Here is a 14507-nt window from a genome sequence, read left to right as displayed (position 1 = left end):
CGCAGACGGCCCGCCTCAGCGGAAATAGTCTTGCAAGGCGCGAACCTTCAATTCTCCCGTGGCATAGGCCTCAATACCTTCGGCGGCGGCGATCGCCCCCGCCAGGGTGGTGTAATAGGGAATTTTATGCAGCAGCGCCGCCCGGCGCAAGGAGCGTGAGTCGGCGAGCGCCTGAGCCCCCTCGGTCGTGTTGAAAACGAGCTGGATCGAGCCGTTCTTGATCGCATCCACGATATGCGGGCGCCCTTCGGACACCTTGTTGATCTTTTGCGTCGGAATGCCTCGGCTCGTGAGAAAGCGCGCCGTGCCCCCCGTGCCGACCGTCTCGAAGCCGAGTTTCTGCAAGAGGCGCAAGGGCGCGACGACGCGCTCCTTATCGGCGTCGCGCACGGAAACGAAGATAACGCCGCCGTTGAGCGGGCGCGCGCCGGCCCCAAGCTGGCTCTTCGCGAAGGCCGCGGCAAAGCAGGAGTCGAGGCCGATGACCTCGCCGGTCGAACGCATCTCCGGGCCGAGCACCGTATCCACCCCGGGAAAGCGCGCGAAGGGGAAGACCGATTCCTTGACGCCGACATGGCCGAGCCCGCCCGTGGAGACATCGAAGCCCGACAGCCGCTCGCCGGCCATCACGCGCGCGGCGATCTTGGCGATCGGCTTGCCCACCACCTTGGCGACGAAAGGAACCGTGCGCGAGGCGCGAGGATTGACCTCGAGCACGTAGATCACGCCGTCCTTGAGCGCATATTGCACATTCATCAGTCCGACGACGCCCAGCGCCGTGGCGAGGCGCTTGGTCTGATTCTCCAGCGCGACGATCGTTTCAGCGGAGAGCGAGCGCGGCGGCAACGAGCAGGCCGAGTCGCCGGAGTGAATGCCCGCCTCCTCGATGTGCTCCATCACACCCGCGATCGCCACATCCTGACCGTCCGCGATACAGTCCACGTCGATTTCGATCGCGTCCGTCAGATAGCGGTCGAAGAGCAGAGGATTCTTGCCGAGCACCATATTGATCTGCCCGGTCTTATCATTCGGGTAGCGCGTCTTGATCTCGGAGGGCACAAGGCTCGGCAGCACGCCGAGGAGATAGTCGTCAAGCGCTCCGGCGTCGCGGATGATCGCCATGGCGCGACCGCCGAGCACGTAGCTCGGGCGCACCACCAAGGGCAATCCGAGTTCGGAGGCGACGATTCGCGATTGTTCAACGGAATAGGCGATGCCGTTTTTGGGCTGCTTGAGGCCGAGCTTGTCCAACAGCCGCTTGAAGCGATCTCGGTCCTCGGCGAGGTCGATCGAATCGACGGGCGTGCCGAGAATAGGCGCGCCGCTCTCGTCGAGCCCCTTGGCGAGCTTCAGTGGCGTCTGCCCCCCATATTGCACGATCACGCCCTTAAGGCGTCCCGCCCTACGCTCGAGGTCGAGGATCTCGCCCACGTCCTCCGTCGTCAACGGTTCGAAATAAAGGCGGTCGGAGGTATCGTAATCGGTGGAGACGGTCTCCGGATTGCAATTGATCATGATTGTTTCGTAGCCGGCGTCATGCAACGCGAAACAGGCGTGACAGCAGCAATAGTCGAATTCAATTCCCTGGCCGATGCGATTGGGCCCGCCGCCGAGGATGACGATCTTGTCGCGCTCCGAAGGACGCGCCTCGCAGGCGGGCGCCTCGCCGAATGGCGTCTCATATGTGGAATACATATAGGCCGTGGGCGAAGCGAATTCGGCGGCGCAGGTGTCGATGCGCTTATAGACGGGGCGCACGCCGAGGCTCTGACGCGCCGCGCGCACGTCTTGCTCTTCCCGATCCGCGAGAGTGCCGAGGCGAGCATCTGAAAATCCGGCAGCCTTGAGCATGCGCAGATTCTCCGCATCCTTCGGCAAGCCGAACTTCCGCACCCTGTTCTCGAGCGCGACGATCTCCGCCAGCCGTTCGATGAACCACGGATCGATCTTGCAGGCCTCATGGATTTCCGCGACGCTCATCCCGAGGCGAAGCGCCTGGCCTACGACGAGCAGGCGATCCGGCGTCGGCGTGCCGAGCGCCCCGCGCAGCACGTTCATATCGTCGCCCTTGCCGAGACCGTCGATCTCGATCTCGTCCAGTCCCGAGAGACCCGTCTCGAGCGAGCGCAGCGCCTTCTGCAAAGACTCGGCGAAGCTGCGGCCGATCGCCATCGCCTCGCCGACGGATTTCATCGCCGTCGTCAGCACGGGCTCGGCGCCCGGGAATTTCTCGAAGGCGAAACGAGGAACCTTGGTCACGACATAGTCGATCGTCGGCTCGAAAGAGGCTGGCGTGGCGCCGCCTGTGATATCGTTCGCGACCTCGTCGAGCGTGTAGCCGACGGCGAGCTTCGCCGCGACCTTCGCGATCGGAAAGCCCGTGGCCTTCGAGGCCAGGGCGGAGGAACGCGACACGCGCGGGTTCATCTCGATCACGATCATGCGCCCGCTCGCAGGATCCACCGCGAACTGCACGTTGGAGCCGCCGGTCTCGACGCCGATCTCCCGGAGAACGGCGATCGAGGCGTCACGCATGATCTGATATTCTTTATCCGTGAGCGTCAGCGCGGGCGCGACGGTGATGCTGTCGCCGGTATGCACGCCCATCGGATCGATGTTCTCGATCGAGCAAACGATGATGCAATTGTCCGCCTTGTCGCGGACAACCTCCATCTCGTACTCCTTCCAGCCAAGCACGCTCTCTTCGATCAGCACCTCATTGGTGGGCGAGGCGTCGATGCCGCTCTTTACGATATCGATGAACTCGGCCTCATTGTAGGCGATGCCGCCGCCGGTGCCTCCAAGCGTGAACGAAGGGCGGATGATCGCGGGAAGGCCGATGTCCTCGAGCGCGACGAGCGCCGCGGGCAAAGTCTTGACGTGGTGCGAGCGCGGCGTCTCGAGGCCGATCTTTTTCATCGCCTCGCGGAAAAGCTCACGGTCTTCCGCCTTGTCGATCGCTGCCGCGGAAGCGCCGATCATCTCGACGCCGAACTTCTCGAGCACGCCCATCTTTTGCAACGAAAGCGCGCAGTTCAGCGCGGTTTGGCCGCCCATGGTCGGGAGCAGCGCGAAGCCGCCGGGGACAGCGTAGCGCTCCTTCTCGATAATCTTCGCCACGATCTCCGGCGTGATCGGCTCGACATAGGTTCGGTCGGCCATGTCCGGATCGGTCATGATCGTCGCCGGATTGGAGTTGACGAGCACGATCCGGAAACCTTCGGCCTTCAGGGCCTTGCAGGCCTGCGTTCCCGAGTAGTCGAACTCACAGGCCTGGCCGATCACGATGGGCCCGGCGCCGATGATCAGGATCGTCGAGATGTCGTCTCTCTTTGGCATTCTGTTCCGCTTGCGACTGTGCGCGCATAAAAAAAGGCCGCGCCGCCGGCCTTTGGACCGGAACGCGTCCTGCTGGATATGAGCGGGCGCGCCCGGCTCGTTGTGGGTGGGGAGGTGTTAAACGATTGCGAAGGTTGTGAGAAGAGGCGTCTCGCACGCGTCGGCGAAAACTCCCGTTTTAGCGAGCCCTCCGATAGGGCTGTCTTATATTTAGCGGCGACTTGGCCGCATACGCCCCAGCTCCGGGCTTCGCGACGGTTCGAAACCGGCCTGTGCGCTCTCGGCTCGCTCTTCTTGCCGGCCCATGTTAGAACATGTCCAGGAATAGCGCGGAGCGGCTTTCCGAGCCGGACAGTTCTAAGTTTTTGATTTGGAGCTTGGTCCTCATCGAGGGCGTGATTGCGCGCGATCGGGACGAGTTCTAGCAACCAAGAACGCAAGCGGGGGACGCATCGTCCTGCGCCTGATCCCGGGCGCACGTCTTTCCGCTCGCCCCCTCTTGCGGTGGTTCGCTTTCCTCGATATGCGGGAACGGCGAACCAGGGCGGTTTTGAAGACGCGGCGGCGTCCAGCGCCCCCAGGCGAAAACGAAAGCGGCGCGCCATGCGCTAGAGCCGTGGAAGACGTAAATAAGGGATTGAAGCATATGAGCGATGTCGCCGAGCGCGTGAAGAAGATTGTCGTCGAGCACCTCGGCGTCGAGCCCGAGAAGGTGGTCGACAAAGCCAGTTTCATCGACGACCTGGGCGCCGACTCGCTCGACATCGTCGAACTGGTCATGGCCTTCGAAGAGGAATTCGGGATCGAAATCCCGGACGACACAGCCGAAACGATCCTGACGGTCGGCGACGCCGTCAAGTTCCTTGAGGGCGCGAAGGCCTCCTGAGCTTAGCCCCGCCGTCTCGAGCGCCGCGCTGCTCGACCTTCCGCGCGCGCGCGGGGGATTCGAGAGACGCGCGGCGCGCGAAGCTTAACTCAACGAATTCTGCTTGCGAGTGCGAGCTATGCGCAGGGTGGTGGTCACAGGTCTCGGCCTCGTTACGCCTCTGGGATGCGGCGTCGAAACGAACTGGCGGCGCCTGATTGCTGGCGAATGCGGATTCAAACGCATCGACACTTTCGAGGCGGACGATCTCGCCTGCCAGATTGCGGCGATCGTTCCCCGCGAGCCGGGCGTCGAGGGGAGCTTCAATCCCGACGACTGGTTTGAGCCCAAAGAGCAGCGCAAGGTAGACGATTTCATCATCTATGGCGCGGCTGCCGCGACGCAGGCGCTGGCTGACGCGGGCTGGAAAGCCGACACGCCAGAAAAGCAAGAGACGACGGGCGTCCTGATCGGCTCCGGGATCGGCGGGCTCGGCGGGATCTATGAGACGTCGGTCACGCTGCTGCAAAAAGGACCGCGGCGCGTCTCGCCCTTCTTCATTTCGGGCCGCATCATCAATCTGGCGGCGGGCTACGTGTCCATCATGCATGGGCTCAAAGGCCCCAATCACGCCGTGGTGACCGCCTGCTCCACTGGATCGCATGCGATCGGCGACGCCGCGCGCCTCGTTGCGCTCGGCGAAGCGGAAGTGATGGTCGCGGGCGGAGCGGAGTCGCCGGTCAATCGGATTGGCGTCGCCGGCTTTGCGGCTTGCAAAGCCTTATCCACCGGATTCAACGATCGGCCGAAAGAATCGTCGCGCCCCTATGACAAGGACCGCGATGGCTTCGTCATGGGCGAAGGCGGGGGCTGCGTGGTGCTCGAGTCCTATGAGCACGCCAAGGCCCGCGGCGCGAAGATCTACGCCGAGATCATCGGCTACGGCATGTCCGGCGACGCCTACCACATCACGGCGCCCTCGCCTGATGGCGACGGGGCGTATCGCTGCATGAAGGCTGCGCTGAAGCGAGGCGGGATCTCGATCGACGACGTGGATTACGTCAATGCGCATGGCACCTCGACGCCGCTCGGCGACGAAATCGAGCTCGGCGCCGTCCAGCGTCTCATCGGCAATGTAGAGCCCAAGCTCTCCATGTCGTCGACGAAATCGGCCATCGGCCATCTGCTCGGCGCTGCGGGCGCCGTCGAGGCCATCTATTCGATTCTGGCGATACGCGATCAGGTGGCGCCGCCAACGCGCAACCTCGACAACCCCTCCGTCGAAACCTCGATCGATCTCGTTCCGCATGTCGCGCGTCAGCGAAAGATCGACGTGGCGCTCTCCAACTCCTTTGGCTTTGGCGGCACGAATGCGTCGTTGCTGCTGCGCCGGGTCGATTGAGCCGCGGGCGGCTCTTTGCGCCCCTGGCGCGTCGCGGTATGATCGGGTTGAATGGGCGTGGACGCCGTCTCGGCCTCTGCGCCCAACACAGCGATGCCGAAGCCTTGTCGCGACATTGCTTCGATGGTCTTGAGGCGGCGGGACTTTTCATCGATGCGGGCGGCATGAGCGCATGACAAGCGAAACCGGCAAGAACGACAGCGTCGAGACGTTCCGGACCGACAATCCGGTTTCTGCCGACACCGCCGCCGCCTCCCAGCAGGCGGCGGTGCAGGGCGCGCCGCCCAGTCCGGCCGCGCCTCCGCCCAAGACGGAAAGCCGCCCCGGCTCTTGGAGCTTCTGGAGGAAAAAAACCAACCCCCGCGTGGAGGCGCAGGAGCGCCAGCGGCGCACGCGCATGCGAAAGCGACGCCGGCGCGGAGGCGGCCTGTCGCTTATGAGCGACGGCTTCAGCTTCGTGCTGGTGGCGCTCGTCGTGGGGATTTTCGGGCTCGTTTCAATGCGCCATATGCTGAACGAGCCTGGCCCCTTGCGCGCCGACAAGATCGTCTATTTTACGCCACGCACCGACGCCCTCGAAATGATCTCGCAGCTCGAGCGCGAGGGCGTGGTCGACAACCCCTATTTGATGAACGCCACGCTTTTGGTCGAGAACAAGATCGGCAAGGTGAAGCCGGGCGAATATCTTTTCAAGCAGGCGGCGAGCATCCGCGACGTGATCGACGTGCTCGTCAATGGCCGCCAAGTGCTTCATTCCGTCACGATACCGGAGGGCCTCACGAGCGAGCAGATCGCGCAACGCTTACGCGACAACGACATTCTCTCCGGGGAGATTTTGGAGACGCCCAAGGAGGGCGCGCTCCTACCCGAAACCTACAAGGTGACGCGCGGCTTTCAACGCTCGAAGCTCCTGGCGAAAATGCAGGACGATCTTAAAAAGCTCGTCGATCAGGTCTGGGCGCGGCGCCGCGCGGACCTGCCGATCCGGACGCCCTTCGAGCTCGTCACGCTTGCCTCGATCGTCGAGAAGGAAACCGGAAAAGCGGAGGAGCGCCCGTTGGTTGCGGCGGTGTATGTCAACCGGCTGCGCAAGAAAATGCGGCTCCAGTCCGATCCGACCATCATCTACGGCCTTGTCGGTGGCAAGGCTTCGCTTGGCCGTCCAATTCTAAGATCCGAGATCGAAAAATACACGCCCTACAACACATATGCGGTCGAGGGCCTGCCGCCAGGCCCCATTGCCAATCCCGGACGCGCTTCTTTGGAGGCGGCGGCCAATCCGGCGAAGACGAACGATCTCTACTTCGTCGCCGATGGAACGGGCGGGCATGTCTTCGCGCAAACGTTAGATCAGCATAATCACAACGTTCAACATTGGCGCGAGATCGAGCACGAGAGAGCAACGCCCCCAGAAGCCGAGCGCGCGACGCCAAGCCTCACGCAGCCGACCCCGCCTCCACCGACGCCCGACGCTAAGGGCAAGCATGGGGACGCCGGCGGTTTCGGTCGCCTCCTCGCATCCTCTGACGCAGCGACGGATTATCCTCGAGGCCGCGAGCTGCGCCCCGACGCGGGCGCGGCGCTGCGTCTCAGCCGCTATGGTTCGCGCGCGGGGCTGCTCGAAGTCGGAGCGCTCAACGAGCCGACGCGCTCTGAGGCCGTCGCTGCCCTTCGTCCGGCTCGAGCTTTCCTCGCGCTCGCGACGAACCAAGAGACCGCTTCAAGGACCGACGCCGCAGCGGTTTCTGGAGTCTCCCCCGGGAGCCGCGACGAGACGGAACTCGGCGCCTCGCTGGCGCACGCCCTCCCTGAGGACGTGGGAACAAGCGGTCGCATGGACTTTGCGGCCGCCGATACCGGCGTCGCCTCAAGCTCCACCCCGAGTGGGCGACGCGTTATCGACGCGTCGCAAGGCACGCGGCTCGATCCGCTTCTCGACAAGTCCTGGGATTTGAATTCGCCCAAGACCGTGCCGGCCGACGTTTCCCTGCGTTGAGGCGCCGGTCGACCGCAAACTGCGAGTCATCGACGTCGAAACGGCGAGGGATGTCTCAAGTCCCTTTCCACGCTCCCTGAATCCCGCGCAAAGGCGCAGCCGAGATGTCCATCGCCAGCATGACCGGTTTCTCTCGCGCTCACGGGGCGCATGGCGTCTGGAGCTACGCCTGGGAGGTCAAGAGCGTCAACGCAAAGGGTTTGGACCTTCGACTGCGCCTGCCCCCAGGCTTTGATGCGGTCGAGGTCAAGGCGCGCCGCGCCATCTCGGAAAGGCTGGCGCGGGGCGCCTGCTCGGCTGCGCTTTCCGCCTCCCGGACCACGTCCGCCGGAGCGCTTCGCGTCAATCGCAAGGCGCTCGAGACTCTGCTCCGGGCTCTCGAAAGCTTCCCCCTGAACGCGAACCTTCGGCCGGCCTCATTGGATGGGCTGCTTGCGTTGCGGGGCGTCGTCGAATTCGTCGAGCCAGAGGAAGAAGAGGCGGAACGTGCTGAGCTCGAAACGCAAATCATGCATTGCCTCGAGGCCGCGCTCGGCGCGCTCGTCGCCGCGCGCCGAAGCGAGGGCATGGCGCTCTCGATGGTGCTCGCCAAGCGCCTCGACCGTCTAGAGGAGCTCACGCGAGAGGCTGACGCAAGCCCCGCGCGTCAGCCGGAAGCTGTGCGCGCCCGCCTCGCCCAGCAGCTGTCGATCATTTTGGAGGCGTCGAGTGGGCTCGACCCACAGTGGTTGCATCGCGAAGCCGCGCTCCTCGTCGTAAAATCAGATATACGCGAGGAGATTGATCGGCTGCGCGCGCATGTCGAGAGCGCGCGAGCGTTGCTGGCCGCCGGCGGGCCGATGGGTCGACGCCTCGACTTCCTCGCGCAGGAATTCTCACGCGAAGCGAACACGCTCTGCGCTAAGGTCAATGACGCCTCACTGACGACGATCGGGCTCGAAATGAAATTTGAGATCGAGCAATGGCGCGAGCAGGTGCAAAACATCGAGTAGCGACCTGCGCCTACGCCGAAGCTGCGGACAGAGTTTAAAGGAGCGAGCGGCGCGTCTTGGACAAAAAACGTCGCTTCGACTAAGGACAGTTGGCGGGAAGCGTCGGCGAACGTAACCCTGCGCAAACCGCCACCCAGACCGTCCTCGTTTTTCCGCTGTCCATGCCTCCCCAAAAATCCGAACGCCGCGGCATTGTGCTGATCCTGTCCTCACCCTCCGGGGCTGGGAAGACCACCCTGACGCGCATGCTGCTCCAGGATCGTCGCCTCGATCTGACGCTTTCCATTTCGGTGACAACACGGCCCCGCCGCACCAGCGAGGTCGACGGCATTCATTACCGTTTCATCGCGCAGCGCCAATTCGAGGCGATGCGCGATTCAGGCGAGCTTTTGGAATGGGCGCAGGTGCATGGCAATTTTTACGGCACGCCGCGCCAGCCCGTCGAGGAGCTTCTCGCCCAAGGCCGCGACGCCTTATTCGACATCGACTACCAAGGCACACAGCAAGTGCGGCAGAAGATGCCCACCGAGGCCGTAACGGTCTTCATTCTTCCGCCCTCGATGAAGGAACTGCGGGCGCGACTGGAACGACGGGCCGAAGATTCTCCCGAAACGATCGAAAATCGTTTGAACAACGCTCGCAACGAAATTTCTCGCTGGACCCAATATGATTATGTTCTCGTGAACGATGACCTTCAAGCCGCCTTTGACGATCTGCTTGCCATCTTGCGAAGCGAAAGACTGCGCCGGCCGCGTCGCACCGAGAGCGTCGCCGCCTTCGTCGACAAGCTGCTGTCCGAAGGTTGATTGAGGCCGCTCAGACGCCTTCTCATTGAAACTGACCCTCCGCGGAAATGCCTCGCTCGGTCCGGTCCGAGTAGCCCACCCATTGCAAGCTCACGTCTAGGACGCCTGACGAAGCTCGGCGAACGGGCCACCGCACAGACATACTAAAGCAAATACTAGACTATCAACGCCCATCAGAATAGTTAAGCGAATGCTTAATGAACAGGCCCTGCTCGATCTAGTGTTTCACGCGCTCGCGGATCCGACGCGGCGCGCGATCGTAGAGCGCCTGACTCGCGGTCCCGCCTCGGTCAGTGAGTTGGCCGCACCGATGTCGATGTCGCTGGCGGCAGTCATGCAGCATCTGCATGTGCTGGAGGAGAGCCGCCTGCTGCGCACCGAAAAGCAGGGCCGGGTGCGCACCTGCTCGATCGATCCCGAAGCGCTCAAGGGAGCCGAAGCCTGGCTCACCGATCGCCGCAAGCTCTGGGAAAATCGGCTGGATCTGCTCGGCGAAATGCTCGCCGCGGACACTCTCACTTCCAAAAGCCCCCAACGGAGCAAGTTATGACCAAAGCCATCCACGGATCGTTCACTGTCGAGCGCATCTACGATGCGTTGCCGGCCCGCGTGTTCAAAGCCTTCGCTGACCCGGCATCCAAGGCGCGCTGGTTCGTTGGGCCCAGCGGATGGGGCGATCCAGCGCGAAATGGATTTTCGCCCCGGCGGCCAGGAGATCGCCCACGGCAAATTCCCGGACGGCCCCGAAACCAAATTTGTGGCGCGCTATCATGAGATCGTCGAAAACCAACGTCTCGTCTACGACTATGATATGCACGTCGATGGCGTCTTCATGTCGGTCTCCCTTGCGACTATCGAGCTCACTCCGCAAGGCGATAGAACTGCGCTGAAAATCACGGAACAGGCCGTCTTTCTTGATGGCAAGGACGGCAATGAATCGCGCCGGGAGGGGACGAAATATCTTCTCGAACAAATCGCCGCTCATCTGCCCGACTGAGATCCAGCCCCTTGACCCCGCTGGAACCTTGCGGCGGCAATACAGACAGAAACGGCGAAGGCGTCTTAGCGATAATGACTAACCCGAGCCGAGCTCAGGCGTCACATGCTGGAGGGCTTGCTGATAACGTTTTGATCGGCGCCCTTCCTAGGCGCTCGACGACATCCGGGCTGACGACGCCCTGAGAGTCTCCACCCCCGACCGGGCCCGACAAGATTTACTCGAGCTTTATGGCGGAGCGCGAGGCGCTGTCCCGAAGGGTGTGGTGATCGGCGTGGATGAGGCCCGCACTCCCCGTTCCTTGCAGACACAGCTGCGGGGAGCTCATCTAAAGTTACGCAAATCCGTTTCATAAAAAACCGGCCGGAGAGGTTTCTCTCCGGCCGGCTGATTGTCACGTCAGGCGTCGATCAGGGCATGTCGCCCGCGACGAACTTCGGAATGACCGGGCCGCCGATTTCCGCGGCGTAGCGCTGACCGTCCGGCGTGAAGAAGAACAACAGGCCGCCGATCTGGCTGTCCGTGTCATAGGCCAGGTCCGACAGACGCTCGATGTCCCAACGCGCGTCCTGCACCTTCACGACAATGTCCTTCGTCTCGCCCGGCGCGATCGGCGTCGGATCCGTCGACAGACCGCGATCCGCAAGCAGATAGTCCGGGAACTCAGGCTTCGTCGTGAACACGTCCGGGTTGAGGAAGCGCAGGCCGGCCGTCGTATATTCGCCGAGGCGAAGCGGATGAGCCGTCGAGTTCTTCACCTTCACGTTGATCGTCAGCTCACGGCCCGGCACCTTGTAGACGCCGCCGCCGAGGTCAACGCTCACCTGATCCTTGCCGACGCCCACGGTGCCCGTGCTCGTGATCGGCGTCAGCGGCTTCTGCAAGCCGGCCTGAAGCGGGATCGTGCGCGGGAACTGCGAGTTCGTGTAGGCGTAGCCGAAGATCGTCGCGAGGATCGTCAGCGCCAGCACGATCGCGCCAATGCGGCGGTCTTCGTCGGTGGTCGCCTCATCGTCCCGGCCTTCCGCAACGCGGAGATAGGAAGCGATGATGCCCTTGCGCACGAACCAGAACAGGATCCAGGCCGCGCCCACGATCAGCCACGGCATATGCCAGGCGTAAACCCGGCTGATGCCGTAGTGCTCGAGGTCGATCGTCGTTCCATCAAGGAGCGTCACCGGATCGGTGAAGTCCTTCATGTCGCCCTTGATCTCGATCCACTGGCCCGGCCCGATGATCGGTCCGCCGCCTTCAACGTTGATCTGAGCGTGAACGTGCCAGCGGCCGGCGCGACGGCCGCGCAGGTTGATCGAGAACGCATAGTCGTTCCCGGGAACCATCGAGAACGAACGCGGCGCGAACTGCTCGCCGATGAACTGCGCCGTGCGGACCAGAACCGGACCCGGCTCGCCGGCGTTCAGGAACGACACGCGCGGATTGGCCACAGCCTGCGGCCACGCCGAGAACACGTGCACCTTGCCCGAAAGCACCATCTCTTCGTTCACCGCCACCGAGGTCTTCGACCAGGCGACGTCATACCAGTTCAGCGTGCGCATCCGAAGGAACGCCTGCTGCGACTTCTCGCCGTGCGCGAAGGCCGGAGCCGCAGCTCCAACCGTCGCCACCACCGCCGCCGCGCCCAGCGCAGCCAGCTTGACTAGGGCTTTCATCAACAACCTCCCAGTTTCTTTCGTTTGGGGCCGGACCCGCTCTCGCAGGCCCTACGGCCCCCGCTCTTTTCCCCTCCCCGCGGTCCCGCCTCGAGACGAGGACAGGTCCGCGAGGAAGCGCGTCGTCAGGCTTAGATTTCCTTGATGACCTTCGTCGTCGAATAGAAGCGGCCCAGCCACCACCACGCGAAGTAGACCAGCATCGACACGAAGCCCGAGAAGAACGCCGCAACCGGCACAACGTCCTTACCGAAGGTGCGCAGCGTGCCGCGCTCGACCATGCGGATGTATTCCGGCATCGACGTGCGGACGAAGTGGAAGCCGATCAGATCCGCAAGCGACATCAGCTGACCATGCTGCTCCGTCGCCTGGTGGAACTGACCGATCGCCGGCCAGTTGTTCGGATAGAACAGCAGGCCCCAGCCCAGCGCGCCGATCACCGCCGTGATCACATAGCTGCCCGAGAGCAGAAGGATCACGTCAAGCCAGATCGCCGGAACCATCAGAGCCGACGGGAACACCAGCGAGATCGGGAAATAGGTCCAACCCCAGAAGTTCACGTAGCGGTTGATCCACTCGCCGATCAGCAGGCCCAGAACCGCGAACACCGCGCCAAACGGCAGACGGAAGTTCACCCAGAAAAAGGCCTGCGACGCCGCCGCGAAGGTCACGCCCAGAATCGGCACAACCGTCGGCCACATACGACGATCCTTCCAGTCAACCCAGAAGTCCCAGTCGCCCGCCGTCAGCATAAAATGGACGTGGTAGCCGCCCAAAACCGCAAAAAACAGCAGCGTCAGAAGCATCCAATCGGTGGTCTGAACGCATCCCGCCGCTTCCGCGACGGAATGGAACGGACCGACCGCTCCCCCGCTCTTCGATGTCGACATCTCTCTTCTCCTTGGTGTCATTCAACGCTCCGGCTGTCCTCGCCGGATTGTCGTCTTCTTCTTCAGTTTTTACGCTTGTCTGGTGAGAGCCGCGCCCCAAGGCGCGACCCTCCGATCTCTCGCGCGCAGCCGATCAGGCGAGCAGCGCGACGCCTTCCTTGCCGACCAGCGCATGGATGCGGCCGAGGATCTGCAGCACGACGCCGAACACGCCCAGCGCCATCCAGCCGAAGAACACGAAGCCCCAATGCAGCGGAGCCACGAACAGCTCTTCCATGAACCAGAAGGTGTGGCCCCACTCGTTCAGGCCAACGTTCGGGATGATCATGAACGGACCAATCGCCACGATCAGGAACGCCAGCGAGTAGCCATGAGCAAAATACGGAATGCGGGTCTTCGCATAGAAGAACGCGCCAACCGCGATCACCGAGTAAATCGGGTAGCTCATGTAGAACTCGATGATGTGCGACGGCGTGAAGTCCGTGTCGCGAATCACCGTCATGTGCCACGTGCCGTCCTGCTCCGTGAAGAAGGACGCGCCCCAGTAAATGGCGATGCCGTAAACCGTCAGCCATTGAACCAGAACCACGAGACGGCGCATCTCCTCGCGAGGAGCCACGGCGTCGACGTTGCGGTCGCGGGTCTTCCAGAGGTAACCGGCAAGGCCGATGCCCGAGACGAGCTCCAGCGGGATCTCCGTCCAAAGGATCGACAGCCAGTACGTCTGGAACTCCGGAGCGAACGAGTCGAGACCCGCGCGCCAGCCGTAGATCTGCTCATAGATGCGAACGATCAGATAAAACACGTTCAGCACCGCAAGGCCGATCCACATTCCCTTCAGATCGACGATGGTGTCTGTGCCAGCGGCTGCGCCAGCAGCCGTGCTTGTTGTCGAACTCATGCTTGGTCCTCCTAAGTCTGCTCTCTATTCAGATTTGCGCGTCTTGCGGCCGTTCCGCCAAAGAGTAAGCGGCGTAGCCCCCGTCCTGCTCGAGCTTTTAAGGCTTCTCAACCCCCGACATCCCAGGCCTTCACGCTCGTTCTTGCTCTTCTTAAGCGTTTCGGCTCTTCTTGGCGTTTCGACGCGCTTCGCTCTTCTTTTTCTTTTGTCGATCTCGTCTCTCGCCTCCCGGCGCTCGAAACGCCAGACGGCGCCCCTCGCTCCAAAAGCGGCCCGGACTTCAAACGTCCCCTGCGCGAGCCGCGCCGAGGCGTCCGTCCGATGTCTTTCTTCTTTGACGAAATGCGCGAAGCCCTGCGCCCTTCCCTCTCGTTTTTGTTTTTGTTTTTGCTCGTTTTTTATTTTCTGTTTCGTTCTCGTTGCCGTTCAAGCCGACGAGCCCGACGCGCCGCTTGGAGCCGCCCCGAGGCGAAACGCCGAGGATGTCGCCTGTCGCGACCCTCCTCTGGATCCCGCCTGGGGATGAGCCCAGCGTGCCCAGACCATTTCCGTTTGGGCGTTCAAAAACAATACTCGATAGGACTGGAGATGACAATCTATCGAAGGGGCTTATCGACCCATTCGGGTAGGTTTCCCGCCACCTCTATCC

At 62.7% G+C, this 14507-nt stretch carries 11 protein-coding genes; 7 read left to right on the top strand and 4 right to left on the bottom strand.

Annotation, left to right across the window (positions count from 1 at the left end; translation table 11 throughout):
• Nucleotides 1–15 precede the first annotated feature (15 nt).
• Nucleotides 16–3339: a carbamoyl-phosphate synthase large subunit gene (gene carB, locus QMG80_RS07570; RefSeq protein ID WP_085772264.1), complete on the bottom strand. Its 3324-nt coding sequence runs from the start codon at nucleotides 3337–3339 to the stop codon at nucleotides 16–18.
• A gap of 646 nt (nucleotides 3340–3985) precedes the next feature.
• On the opposite strand from carB, the gene QMG80_RS07565 reads away from it, so the two are divergent.
• The 7 genes from QMG80_RS07565 (at nucleotide 3986) to QMG80_RS07535 (ending at nucleotide 10397) form a co-directional block, all read left to right on the top strand.
• Nucleotides 3986–4225 carry an acyl carrier protein gene (locus QMG80_RS07565; protein ID WP_085772263.1) on the top strand — a complete coding sequence of 80 codons (240 nt, stop codon included), beginning with the start codon at nucleotides 3986–3988 and terminating at the stop codon, nucleotides 4223–4225.
• 118 nt (nucleotides 4226–4343) lie between these two features.
• The gene (gene fabF, locus QMG80_RS07560; protein WP_085772262.1) at nucleotides 4344–5606 is read left to right on the top strand and encodes a beta-ketoacyl-ACP synthase II; all 1263 of its coding nucleotides are present in this window, start codon (nucleotides 4344–4346) and stop codon (nucleotides 5604–5606) included.
• A 172-nt stretch (nucleotides 5607–5778) separates the two neighbouring features.
• Complete coding sequence (mltG, locus tag QMG80_RS07555) at nucleotides 5779–7602, top strand: endolytic transglycosylase MltG (RefSeq protein ID WP_085772261.1); 1824 nt, start codon at nucleotides 5779–5781, stop codon at nucleotides 7600–7602.
• Nucleotides 7603–7706: 104 nt separating this feature from the next.
• Nucleotides 7707–8594: a YicC/YloC family endoribonuclease gene (locus QMG80_RS07550; protein ID WP_085772260.1), complete on the top strand. Its 888-nt coding sequence runs from the start codon at nucleotides 7707–7709 to the stop codon at nucleotides 8592–8594.
• 161 nt (nucleotides 8595–8755) lie between these two features.
• Complete coding sequence (gene gmk / locus QMG80_RS07545; protein WP_085773743.1) at nucleotides 8756–9400, top strand: guanylate kinase; 645 nt, start codon at nucleotides 8756–8758, stop codon at nucleotides 9398–9400.
• A 190-nt stretch (nucleotides 9401–9590) separates the two neighbouring features.
• A complete protein-coding gene (locus QMG80_RS07540) occupies nucleotides 9591–9950 on the top strand; it encodes an ArsR/SmtB family transcription factor (RefSeq protein WP_085772259.1) in 360 nt (119 codons plus the stop codon).
• Between the two features lie 138 nt (nucleotides 9951–10088).
• Nucleotides 10089–10397 (top strand): SRPBCC domain-containing protein, encoded by a 309-nt coding sequence (locus QMG80_RS07535; RefSeq protein ID WP_245299933.1) that lies wholly within the window; start codon nucleotides 10089–10091, stop codon nucleotides 10395–10397.
• Nucleotides 10398–10807: 410 nt separating this feature from the next.
• Here QMG80_RS07535 and amoB read toward each other — a convergent pair whose 3' ends face one another.
• The 3 genes from amoB to amoC all read right to left on the bottom strand — a co-directional run bounded on the left by amoB (nucleotide 10808) and on the right by amoC (nucleotide 13858).
• Nucleotides 10808–12067: a bacterial ammonia monooxygenase, subunit AmoB gene (amoB, locus tag QMG80_RS07530; protein WP_085772258.1), complete on the bottom strand. Its 1260-nt coding sequence runs from the start codon at nucleotides 12065–12067 to the stop codon at nucleotides 10808–10810.
• A 131-nt stretch (nucleotides 12068–12198) separates the two neighbouring features.
• Nucleotides 12199–12957: a bacterial ammonia monooxygenase, subunit AmoA gene (amoA, locus tag QMG80_RS07525; RefSeq protein ID WP_085772257.1), complete on the bottom strand. Its 759-nt coding sequence runs from the start codon at nucleotides 12955–12957 to the stop codon at nucleotides 12199–12201.
• A 133-nt stretch (nucleotides 12958–13090) separates the two neighbouring features.
• On the bottom strand, nucleotides 13091–13858 hold the full coding sequence (gene amoC, locus QMG80_RS07520; RefSeq protein ID WP_085771887.1) for a bacterial ammonia monooxygenase, subunit AmoC: 768 nt from the start codon (nucleotides 13856–13858) through the stop codon (nucleotides 13091–13093).
• Nucleotides 13859–14507: the final 649 nt, after the last annotated feature.

The sequence above is a fragment of the Methylocystis bryophila genome, assembly GCF_027925445.1.
Classification (GTDB): Bacteria; Pseudomonadota; Alphaproteobacteria; order Rhizobiales; family Beijerinckiaceae; genus Methylocystis; species Methylocystis bryophila.
This window is presented reverse-complemented; position numbering and strand designations above follow the sequence as displayed.